This window comes from Vibrio sp. McD22-P3, assembly GCF_021568915.1.
Lineage (GTDB): Bacteria > Pseudomonadota > Gammaproteobacteria > Enterobacterales > Vibrionaceae > Vibrio > Vibrio mediterranei.
In genome coordinates this window covers 1-11,967 of the sequence record NZ_JAKGTN010000045.1, presented here as the reverse complement: position 1 = coordinate 11,967, position 11,967 = coordinate 1, and the positions used below count along the sequence as shown (strand labels likewise).

Annotated in this window: 8 protein-coding genes; 4 read left to right on the top strand and 4 right to left on the bottom strand. The window is 40.7% G+C overall.

Annotated elements, in window-relative coordinates:
* Positions 1-169: 169 nt before the first annotated feature.
* Together L2W36_RS26845 and L2W36_RS26840 are read left to right on the top strand one after the other, a co-directional pair.
* Positions 170-508: a hypothetical protein gene (locus tag L2W36_RS26845; protein ID WP_236112021.1), complete on the top strand. Its 339-nt coding sequence runs from the start codon at positions 170-172 to the stop codon at positions 506-508.
* 4 nt (positions 509-512) lie between these two features.
* On the top strand, positions 513-2,099 hold the full coding sequence (locus L2W36_RS26840; protein WP_236112020.1) for a TnsD family Tn7-like transposition protein: 1,587 nt from the start codon (positions 513-515) through the stop codon (positions 2,097-2,099).
* Between the two features lie 240 nt (positions 2,100-2,339).
* On the opposite strand, the gene L2W36_RS26835 is transcribed toward L2W36_RS26840, so the two are convergent.
* Positions 2,340-3,989, bottom strand: coding sequence for a UvrD-helicase domain-containing protein (locus L2W36_RS26835; RefSeq protein ID WP_236112022.1), 1,650 nt, complete (start codon positions 3,987-3,989; stop codon positions 2,340-2,342).
* Positions 3,989-5,680, bottom strand: coding sequence for an ATP-dependent nuclease (locus L2W36_RS26830; RefSeq protein ID WP_236112019.1), 1,692 nt, complete (start codon positions 5,678-5,680; stop codon positions 3,989-3,991). Before L2W36_RS26830 ends, L2W36_RS26835 begins: the two co-directional genes overlap by 1 nt.
* 231 nt (positions 5,681-5,911) lie before the next feature.
* On the opposite strand from L2W36_RS26830, the gene L2W36_RS26825 reads away from it, so the two are divergent.
* On the top strand, positions 5,912-8,722 hold the full coding sequence (locus tag L2W36_RS26825) for a tetratricopeptide repeat protein (RefSeq protein WP_236112018.1): 2,811 nt from the start codon (positions 5,912-5,914) through the stop codon (positions 8,720-8,722).
* A 134-nt stretch (positions 8,723-8,856) separates the two neighbouring features.
* On the opposite strand, the gene L2W36_RS26820 is transcribed toward L2W36_RS26825, so the two are convergent.
* Entirely contained in the window at positions 8,857-10,032 is a 1,176-nt protein-coding gene (locus tag L2W36_RS26820; RefSeq protein WP_236112017.1) for a hypothetical protein, read from the bottom strand.
* A 633-nt stretch (positions 10,033-10,665) separates the two neighbouring features.
* Here L2W36_RS26820 and L2W36_RS26815 point away from each other — a divergent pair.
* Positions 10,666-11,004 carry a HopJ type III effector protein gene (locus L2W36_RS26815; protein WP_236112016.1) on the top strand — a complete coding sequence of 113 codons (339 nt, stop codon included), beginning with the start codon at positions 10,666-10,668 and terminating at the stop codon, positions 11,002-11,004.
* 172 nt (positions 11,005-11,176) lie between these two features.
* On the opposite strand, the gene tpx is transcribed toward L2W36_RS26815, so the two are convergent.
* On the bottom strand, positions 11,177-11,680 hold the full coding sequence (gene tpx, locus L2W36_RS26810) for a thiol peroxidase (RefSeq protein ID WP_236112015.1): 504 nt from the start codon (positions 11,678-11,680) through the stop codon (positions 11,177-11,179).
* Positions 11,681-11,967: the final 287 nt, after the last annotated feature.

Genomic DNA, 11,967 nt, shown 5'->3' with positions numbered 1-11,967 from the left:
TGGCTTCTTTTCTTTCTGCTGGTATACGAGACAAAGTTTACTCAATACCGCCCATACTGGTTAAATTTTAACAGTGACAACAATCCTGCCAGAGGGGGAAACCCCAACATTAATCTGTCCGAGCTGTGGTTCCAGCATGATAAGTCAGGGAGCGTATTATGATGAAACAATGCTAAAAGTTGAACAGCTTATGTTGGCGTTAAACGAGCAAACGCTCACCCTATGCCTTGAATCCGTGCAACAAAGTACGTTAGCACACATGGGGTTTACGCTTGAGCAAACTGATACGTTGGCTTTTAAGAAAGCTTGTGGCGATTGGTACAAAGAAATTTTCATGACTCTAGGGAAAGGCGCTCTAGAGCAGTACTTCTCGAATACGAGGAAAGCAAATGATCACATAATTTCTCCTACTATGAGGACAACACGCTTATTTTTATCGACTTCAACAAACAGATTTAGTCCACCACTGATCTACATTCTCATGCTGGTTGCTACAGGACAGTTATAGACCTATGTACCTGCACGAAATAACTGGTGAAGCCTTTTATAGTCTTGTTGCGCGATACCACGCAGCCTCACCAAGACGCTCGCTACGCGAAAAAAACCGAGATCTCCTAGGGCGCACAGATGTTCGCATCAACCCACAGCTTCCTTGCATGCTTGAACAAGTTGCCAAAAAGACCTCAATAGACGCGGAAAGGTTATTGTTTAACGGTACTTGTTTCCCTGTTGTCGGCGCTTGCCTTCAAGATAACAAAAGCAAAGCAAGACTTAGATGGCACATGTTGAGCAATGATGGCAGTCACATCGCGGTTTTATCACGTACTACCTCTTCTCGGTTACGGTTTAAAAGCGCACTAAAACTCTGTCCGCAATGCCTTGAGGACGACACATTGAAATGGGGGCATGGTATTTGGCGTACCGTACATCAGTATTGCGGTATGTTCGTTTGTCCAAAGCATGCCTGCTGGCTGCAATATACACCGACAGATGCCGATGGTCTTAACAAACGCATCGAACTACCACCAACACCTTACGATAGATGTTTCCATGGTTCTGATCTTTGTTTAGAACGAGCATTGAGGTTATCGCAATTCATCAGTAGTTGGCATCGCTATGAATGCGAACGTCCATCCGAGCATATTCCTACACCGTCTCACTCATCTTGGATGAATAAGACCCACTTGTTAACTCAGAAAGGACAGATCAGGCAATCAGAAGCAGTTAATCGTCTACAAGACTTTTGGGCTCCTCTATTTGCTGGTGCAAAGCTACTGCCTTCGAAACTATATCAGTTCAATTTCTTAAGGTGCCTTCTCCTAAACGACCACTACAACCATTACATACAGCATGCATTGGTTGGTGCTTTCTTTGCGAAGAACGCCAAGTGTTACTTTCGACAAACTAATCAAGTCTCGAATTATTGTAGTCGAGAATCTCATAAGCCTCGTGTCTGTCTATCCAAGTTGACCTCAGGAAACTCGCTTCGTTCTGTCGCCAAGGCGACAGGATGTTCGGTTGGCTTTTTGGCAGCCATGGCGCAACGCAATGGGGTCACAATCAAGCATCGATTTAAAAGACTCAACGATGCACTGGTCGACCAAATATTTAGACTCGCTTTCCGCGGGATCCATAGACGAGATATCGCCAAATTATGCGGTGTTAGCGTTGGTACTGTAGAACAGCAAATTAATGCAATGTCAGGATTATCCGCATGGAGAAAACGACTCTGGTTCTGCCAAAAACGACATCAATATCGTCAAACACTCCAGAAAATCATTTCCCAAAACCCAACATTAACTCGAACAGAGATTAAATATTCAAGCAAGTGCTATATGTGGCTATTTCGATATGACAAAGATTGGCTGAACCAGCACTTACCAAAGAAGTCACAACCCAAGTTTTACCCTGCTGTCGATTGGCGAGAGGTTGATATAGAGTTAGCCAAACTTATTGAACTCAAAGTACAGAGCGCTCGCTCAATTTCGCATGTAGAAAGACAATTGAAGTACAAGCACTCATTACTCAAAAACCGCAAACACCTACCTCTAGCCATACAAAAAGCAGAGCAAAAAATCGAGAAATCGATAGCAAAATAGAACAAACGACGTTAAGCCAAGGCTAGAAGCACCAAATATGTAACCACTAAGCCATGTAATTTGGTTTAGAATCCATTGTTCGAGATGTTCTTTTAGGGCTGGTTGAGGCCAGGTGAACGAGTTATTGAGAAAAAAACTATTAAGTTTGAGCACATGCTAACAATTAGCCCCTCACTCCGTATTGACGGAGAGAGGGGGAAGCGCCCAAAAATATAAACTGCATAACTAAATCATAAAAAGTCACTTAGGAAGTGAGTCTACGTATAAACCATTCAGTTGTGCTAAGCCTAAGAAATATGAAGGTGCAGAAGTTTTTAGTTCCCCACGAGCATTCTCACGCAATTCACATTGACATAAAACACAGAGTTCTTCTGCACGGGTAATTCCTACATAATGAAGGTTAGTTTCCTGTTGCAAGTCTGGGTATTGCGGAGGATCGTTCCAATTTCCTGTATATCTGCGATAAGGAAAGCTCCACTCCTCCAAACCCAAATGAAGTACAACTTTAAACTCCAGACCTTTAGATTTATGCAAAGTCATTATCTGCACTTCTTCGCCATCTATCGGCCTGTATGATTTTAGTGCTACATCATCAGACAGTATTTCAGTCAAAGCTTCTAACTCTCCAGATTTTACCTCCAAGTCAAATAACTCAGCTAACTCACCGACTATAGATACTATTTTTGTGGGGTCATCCTCTTGCCTCAGCGTACGAACCTTATCTCTGATATTGCTATTTCGACTACGAACATAGAAAAGTCTGGATCTTATAAACTTGTCGCATATTTCTTGCGCACCGACGATTTTTCCATACTTGTACTCAAGTAAAGCTGTTATAAAATCTGATGCCACAGTACCAATGCCATCAAGTTTAGTATCAACGTACAATCTGTTTGGCAGCTCTAGATTCTCAGATACTAACTTCAAAATTCTTTCTGTCTTCGCCAAAATAGCAATATCTGAGGCACAAACTACTTCATATTTTTTTTCAGCTATCCACTCATTTATCAAGCCCGACACTGTTGACGATGATTTCGGTAACCATCCGTCAAGAAGTAGCCGAACGATACGGACATCACCTTCTTCATGCTCTAGCAAATCACACGAAGGTCTTTTTAAACGGCTGGCATAGTTAACGATAGAGGGATGACTCCGATGATTCAAATCAATCTCAAAGTGCTTAAAACCAGATCCTTCTTGAGTTAGCCCGTCGAGCAACTTTGGGTCGCCTCCCCTAAATGCATATATGGATTGATCGTTATCACCTACTGCAATACCGACCAAACCGAGCTCTACCAACTCAAGGAATAACTCATGCTGAGCAAGTGAGCTATCCTGATACTCATCAACAAATACGTGTGTGTATCGAGCCTTAATATATCTCCTAGCCCCCTCCGAATTTTTCAATACAAACAATGCGAGGCCAGAAAAGGAGTTCATCCATAGTACATTTTGCTCATAAAGAGACTTAAACCCATGATCACTCACTACATCTGTGCATGTTGGGGCCTGATAATTCTCATTTAGTTGTTTACTTTGCTCTTCAGACAGTTTCTTAACTACATCACAATCTGCAACTACTCCCCCCCACAATCTAGCTAGAAATGGAGCTATCAATTCACTGAAACAAAAGCTATCTATCGTGCCAAAGTAACTAGCCTTTGTGTCATGCCCGCCTGCCTCACACTTTTGTTTAAGTTCCGTGCTCGCTTTATTTGTGAATGATATTCCGATAACACCTTTATAATTCGGAAGCGTGGGAGTCAAGGATCGAACTTTCTCTTTTACAACTGTTGTTTTACCACTTCCAGGACAAGCAGTGATTACGGCACTACCATCCTGATAGTTAACAGCATCTCTTTGTTGGTCGGTTAGGTTCAAAACAATCATCACTCAATTGTCTCTATCAATGCGATTAGTGGTTTGGCAATGTTACAACTATTTAAATCGCTCATTTTTCCACGCAGCGCAATTGCTAATTCTCGCATTCTAACCGCTTTCTTGTCTTGCAGGTATTTTATAGCCGCTGCCTCAGTTTCCTTATTGAGCGCTTTCAAAGTAGGTTCAGAGAATTCCCTAGTTAAGTCCGTTTCAAGATCTACTCGAGAAAGGAATACATTATAGTCTTCACATAGTTCACTCACAGCTTGCCAGTCCGATTCAGGCATCTCAGCAGGAGTTAGTTCAACTGTGGAGTGCTCCCAGCTTTCCTTACCGATGATCGACATACATCTATTAATACCTGCATATTGCCAGAGTGGCTTTTTCGGAACTTTCGAAATGTCGTTATCTGTCCTCATTACTACAGGAATCTCCAATCCTTCTAATATATCAATGAACACTCTAAAATCGACGCCATCGACAGAAAGTATGGATAAGTTCAGAAAATCTAAGTCATAGCCAAGCTCTCTGGCAAGTGCGTGATAAAAAATCACTTCAGATGGCCCTTCTACCAACAACACCCCACTAGAAAAAAAAGTCTCAGCAGGAATGATACTCATTCGATAACCCATCCCATCCCATGCATCACTAATTCGCTCAGAACAGCCATCATCAGCCGCCCAAGTTTCTCCATCCTCTACATAGAGCCTTACAATTGAGTCAGGACTGAAGCCTTCTGCAATCTGTGGTGAATGAGTAGTGATGATTGTCTGGCTACTTAACTCTTCGACAAGATAGTTGGCCAATTTCCTTTGTTGATGTGGATGCAAATGAGCTTCAGGTTCTTCGATAACATAGAACACTACACTATCGTTTTCTGCATTTTCTCGGCTACTTCGAGATTTCCATAACGCCAGTAGTATCTGGTTGTTTCTCCCATCTCCCCCGAGTAGGACGTCAGAGCCATTAGTGTTCGCACCCAGTTGTAACTTTTCAATAAAGTCGCCAACCTGTATAGCTCCAGTATCTAATTGCACCTCATAATCACTGTTGTGGTGTGCCAATTTTTTAAGCTCTATATTGACTTCTTTTGTCGCTGCTTCGACATACTTAAGCTCTGACACTTTCTTGTTCAAAGACTTCAAGTCGTCACTAATCTCGGCCATTAAAGCTTCGTCAGATTCAGACTCAGCTTTCAATAGAGACTGTTGGGAATACTTCAATAGTTGTTTCTTTTCTCTCTGTATGAACTTGTCTAAGTCTCTTTTAGACTGAACATACTTCAGACTCATACATTTTAGGTACTTACTTCTAGGGAAATCATCAAGTGACTCTAAAGATTCACCCATTAAAATTCTCGGCTCGAGGCTATCTCTGCTTGCTCGGTATTGTAAATAAACCTCCCCCTTATCACTTACACATCCTTTCAAAGTGGATAGGACAGATTCCTCTGTCACGTCATCAAACTTTACGGTAATGACAAGCTCAGTGCTTACAGCTTCTTTACCAATATGAAAATCCAACTCTGACGCTTCAACATCGGCCTCAGAAAAACTTCTATCAAGCAATAGCCTCAGTGCATGAAGCATGTTTGACTTACCTACGTCGTTAGCTCCAATTACTAGAGTTTTCTCATTGAAGTCAATATTGGTATCTTCGTAATTACGAAAACCCTGTAAATGCATGTTTGAAATTTTCAATCGACCACCTTACGTCCCATCTAAACCGACACAATACAACACCGAATGCATACGCAATCAAGCGCTAAACAACAAAACTCGAAAAAGGATATCAAAAGGTATAAAGTGGAGTAAAAACAACGATCACAAAATCAGCGCTAGCAGGCCGTATTGAAGCTTCCAATAATGAATACTTCTATTCATCACTCCAACTGGTGCTTTGGAATTCATCAAATTTAAGGAATTCTTGCAATGCATGAGCATATTAAAAAACGAATAGTCAAAGGACTGATAGAAGAGATTGGAGATCTCGATGATCGAGCTCTAGAGCTAGTAGGTCACAACTTCATAGCTGTTAACGAAAGCAAGCCTATGATTCATCACGGTCTTAATAAAGATTACAAACCTGTAGGTTACACCGTTGACTCATTTTCTGATGACTTTTCAATAGTTGGAGAGTACAGCACTGCGAAAAACTACTTCAAACACACAGGGCCCGATAAATCTCCTACGTTTGATAAAATAGAAAAAGATATAAAGCACGCCGTTGCTCATGCCGAAAAATGTGTCCTCGAGAAAATATACCTAATAAGTAACGAAGAAGAACCAAACTCCTTTAGAAAGAAATTCAACACCACCGATTTAGCAAAAAGTTACACGGATCTATTAACCTTTGTCGATGCTAGAAGGCTAGCTATAGGTATTTACGATCAATCAGTTAGCAACCCTAGCGTTGCGGATTTCTACAAACAGTTCTTCCCTTTGTTTTCTTTAAATCTAGATAACTATGAATATTACGGGAAACTACCACACCTTTGCCAAGGTCATGTTCGGGATGATGCTGTTTTAGATAAAATTCTTTCTCATATAACCCAGAAAGAACCAGTATGTGTTCTTTCTGGGCTGAGTGGCACAGGGAAAACTCAGGCAGCAATCGATTTTGTACACAAGTGTACTGACGACTTTCAAAACTATGTTTGGGTTTCTGGTGATGATTGGCCCGAAAACAAGCCTTTGACCAGTATACAGCGCTCCAGAGGAGGAGCGCCTATAAACATTGCAGGACTATTTAACTCTACAAAATCGATCTTAATAATTGACAGTTTAGAGCGAGTAGTCGACAAAAGTGTTTTCGCTGAATTAGACGAGGGATTCGAGAGGGGCAGTATTGTCTTAATAACCTCTCAGTTAACACAACCTTCATCAAGAATATACTTACCTATACCTCAGATTTCCCTAACAGTTGCGTATGCAATTTTGGGAGAACCTTATCAGACTGCAACATCAGATTGCGAAAAATTTGTCTCCAAGTGCCGTTTCTCACCTCTTATACTGTCCATGGCAAGAAAGCTTGCAGAAAATGAAGGTATAGGCAAAGCCGATATTTACAAAGAAATACTGCAAGATCCTGAACTGATCGATGACGATAATGGCGTATCTATAATTAGGAAAATCTTATCAAGACTTGAGCCTAAAGCGCTTAAATCACTTATAAAAATTTCTAACTCAGGACAATCCACTCACGAAGCTCAATTTCTTAAAAAGTACATCGGGCTTCTCAATGTTAACACTTTACAAAAGCTCTCTTTGCTTGTCCCCACAAAAGCGCCTGGCGTTTTGAGAATTCACGATCTGGTGGCTCAATCAGTTCTTGAATCAGTTGATTTTAGCGGTATCGCGAGAGAGATCGAAGGTTTTGTAGCTCAATTTAAAGGTGAGATGACGCCGAGTGTTATTCGTCAAATACATCTTTGCTTCAAGCAATTGTACCAAGAGCATGAAAGAAGAGGCCCTCGCGCCCCTGACTGGCTTCACTACGCTCTCCTTCAATGTGAGAGCGACAGAAAAACAGAACTCTACGATGGATTACACCAGTTACCCTTAACATCTGCAACTTCATTTGATTTGCCTTATCTAAAATGTGTTATCGATGCGAAGGAAATCCACTCTTATACTATTCAGGACAAAGCTACACGGGTGGACTATTACAAAACCTGTGCAGACACATACGCCAATCTATTAACTTCGACCTCCGAGGAAGACTTAAAGGCAGAGCTTTTTCACCATCAAGGGAAAGCTCTTCGAAGATGCGGAGAACTTAAGCCAGCTCTTGCATCTTTTAATAAGCTACTAAAACTAAAGCCTGAATGGCATGCTACTCATGGCCAAATAGCTCATATCGGTAGCCAGCGGGAAGCTAGTAAAGAAATAAAACTGATAGGTGAAAAGTCAATGCGCATCCTAATTCAAGGCATGCTTAATGATTCAACCTCAGTTCCATTGCGTGTTTCTCTAGCAACTATCTCACGCCTGAGATCTTATTTAAATGTTAAGAATGATGTCAATTCCCAGAAAGGCTCTGTAAGAAAGCTCGCAAATATAATTGCACTATCAGCACTTGAAGGGCTTGACCAATTTTATGAAGGGTTTGTTTCATTTACCTCTTGTTTTGGATACAACCACAGTGAGCAATCGCTGTACATCGCTGAGCTCGTTCCAGAGATAACCGTTGTTTCTCCTGTTCAAATTGATGAAAGGCAATGGCTGAGCGCCTGCGAAGCTTTTACCAATGCTGCTATTGAAGCTGATCGGGAGAACAAAATATCTATGCAAGAAACTTTAAACGAAGCTAGCCTGCGTTTTGCTGATGCATTAAGTAATTACCCTACGCTAAACTCATTTACAGCTAGAGGGATCGCAAAAGCTTACACCTCTGCTAATGTTCCCAAAAAAGCGATAAAAACTGTACACAGGATAGACGAAAACGAAAGAAACCACTGGCTTCTATATGAGCTTGCAAAAGCTTACCTTGAAGATGAACAGAATGAGTCAGCATTAAGAACCGCAAAGGAGTGCTTTAATCAAGCATCCAAAGATCAAAATGGGATAAGTCGAATATCTATTTACCATGAACTATTGAGTAAATGCTACGAGCAATGCGGTTCCCCAGTGAAGGCATGGCAGCACTGCAAGAGAGCACTAAAAAAATGTTCAAACCCAAAACACAGAGAAGCTATAGATAATCGGCTAAAAACATTAACAAGCAGTGTAGGGTGCTCATAACATGACAAACTAAAGCAACTTTGTTCTTAACGATCAGCTTGTTTTGTAAAAGACGATTGATGGTGGTGAACACTCGGGCACATAGCTCCAAAAAGCCTAATAGATATGTACCACCTCTATTCATTACAGTCTTATCAGGATATGCCAAGCATTGAAGCAATTTCACTATGTACAAAGAAGATAATAGAAAAAACCTCATTTAATGATGCAATAACAAGATTAGGTAGCAAAACCATAGTTGCTATAAAGGCATACACAACCCAGTTCTTAATCTGGTTCTTCTTTTTTTCAAGCAAGGCCGTATTTCGAAATTTTTCAAGTGCTAGCGCCTGGTTATCTATCTCTTCTTGCTTCCTATCCTGCACACGCTGAAGTTTTTGTTCAGATGAATCAACTTCACTCTTTAACCTATGAATCCTGGCTCTCTCAGAGTTCAACTCATTCGAAAATAACTTTACTTTTGAATCAGACTCATCAATTTGTTGCTCCAACAGACTTTGCTCTTGATGGAAATCACTAATTAATTTACGTACTACTTTATGGTGTACCCTTGTAGATATTGGGTTAACAATAAGAGTTACGTATATACCTTCTTCAAAGTATGAAATGAGATCATTGATATGCTTTTCTACTAATTCAGGGCCCCATAGGCGATCTTCTGGCCAATCTGGCCTTTCAGCAGGGAACTGACGAAACGTATCATTCTTTATGAATAATTCGAGTACTGGTATATTGTGAAACATGAAATCTTCTATCTTGTAAGATTCACAACCGTGCTTGTACTTAACTTCGATAGCCAACTTGCCTCCCCATTGATCATACATTTCATGATCTTCTTCGAAAGTGCAAAGAACATCAGGGTAATACGTCGCACTATTGGGTAAGTTCAAGTAAGGCTCTTTCCGTATAGAGGTGAAGTCAAATTCCAAAGGCTTATGTTTACAATCACCAACAAATATGAATTTCATGTGCTGCATTCTTGAAAGAGCTTCAACTGCACACTTATGAGTCATCGACTCGTCATAACCTCTATCAATATCCAACTCAGATTCACCTTTACTGTAACGCTCGAACTGTTTATTTACTGTATGAACTTTAAGCCGATACCTATCATCTGGGTTAGGATGCAAGCTCATATAGTGCCTTTTCTTGTGCAGTTTGCGATTGTCTTTGGCTATTCGTATAGCCTTCTCTATACTAACAAGGCTATGCTCTCCTGAAATGTCATCTTCTTGGTAATAGCCTACGCTACCATCTTCAGAATACAGCTTTACATACGCATTCTTTGGTCTAACACTTTTTAATGACATGACACCCCCGAGATACTGTATACATAAACAGTACTCATATGTATTTCAATTTCAATACTAGGTTTCATTGACGAAGCAAATACATGAATCCAATCTCAAATTTTAGGAATCATAGTGACATAACCATCCATAACAACCCCAAAAATAGAGAAATTTCGTATTCTGAGCTGTTTACATACTGCTTGTGTAGTGGAAATTCACAGTTCGTAAAGTGCGGTTCGGGTTTTGCGAACTGAACAATCACTCTAAGTGAGAGAGTTCTATTGAAGAGAGAGTTTTCAACTTAGTTAACTAAACCTGATGGCTTCATTTGCCATTAAGCAGTGGGAGTTTGCAACTTGGTTATTTTTGAGAAGTATTCCAGATGGCTGATTTAGAAAGCTAGCTAGTTTCCATCTTAGTTATCTGTGATCACTATGCCACAAGTGATACTCAAAAGCGAACCTTAATCGGTTCGCTTTTTTATTTTAAGGACCAATGGGCTGCTTTAAAAGCTCTGCCATCAGGCATACAAACTGCGAAGAACGAACCGTAACTCCCCGTAAACTAGTACTTTTCTATATAGAGAACGTCACATTCTGTTGGCTGGGTGTTATAGTAGCGACTCTAATCAAGTATCAAGGATAAAGTAAAATGGATAAATTTCTAAAGCTACTGGCAGCTAAGCCTAATGAAGTCACTTTCGAGCAAACGATGCAGGTTATAGACGAACATTTTGACTTTAGCCCAGTAAGCTTTGTAAACGGAGAAACCGAAAATCAGGCAGGACAAAACAATGGCTCTTGTAAGATTTTTACTTTTGCTCAGATACAAGGATTAGACGAACCATCAACTCTGGCTTGCTTCGGCCAGTTCTATCGTGATGACGTGTTGAAAAATCCAAATGGCAGCGACCATGCCAATATCCGTAACTTTATCCAGCATGGCTGGGATGGCATTCGCTTTGATGGTGTAGCGTTAACGGCCAAGTAACTCTTGCTAGAGATGCTGGCTAAACAATGACACTACAGCAGTAAGCCACGATTCATTAAATCAAAAAGCGCCCCATAGACTGAGGCGCTTTGATTCGATACCTAAAGCTATAAATCAACAGAGTAACAATAAAAAACTAATACTCTTCGCAGCTCGTACTATTTCTTAAGACTTATTGTTGAATCGCCGCAATTGCAGCATCGTAATTTGGTTCGTTAGTTATCTCTGAAACTAATTCGCTGTGAGTCACCACGCCTTCTTTACTCACACATACAATTGCACGAGCCGTCAAACCTCGCAGAGCACCTTCAGGAATCGCCACTCCATAAGTTTCTGCAAAATCTGCACTACGGAAGGTGGACGCATGCTGAACATTCTCAATACCTTCAATTTCACAGAACCGACCAGCGGCAAAAGGTAAATCAGCTGAAATACAGATCACCTGCGTATCTTCTAGCTGCGCAGCTTCTTCATTGAAACGTCTTACACTGTTGGCACATACTGGAGTGTCAATACTTGGGAAGATGTTAAGAATTACGTTTTTACCTGAGAAACTTGATAATGTAAGGTCCGATAAATCAGACGCTGTAAGAGAAAACTCAGGTGCAGAATCACCAGTGACAGGAATAGAACCCGCAATACTTACAGAGTTACCTTGGAAAGTTACTTGTGCCATATTTATACCTTTACTCTCTGTTATGTGAATACATGGATATAACATCTCATTAGCATAACTTGTTCAAGATCAATTTTTCAGATCAGACCTGACACTTCTATACAGACATAGTGCTTTTGATATGCACCTAGCTGTGTTTATTGATTGGTACCGAGCCTGCACCTATCGAATATGCTTTAAGTGCCTACATACCGGCGTTTTTCAAGGTAGTTGTCATCATTTGCTTGCTTATTAAGCAGCTTCTCTTTCTGGATTTAGGTGGACTTCGCCAACAGGCTCACAGTTCC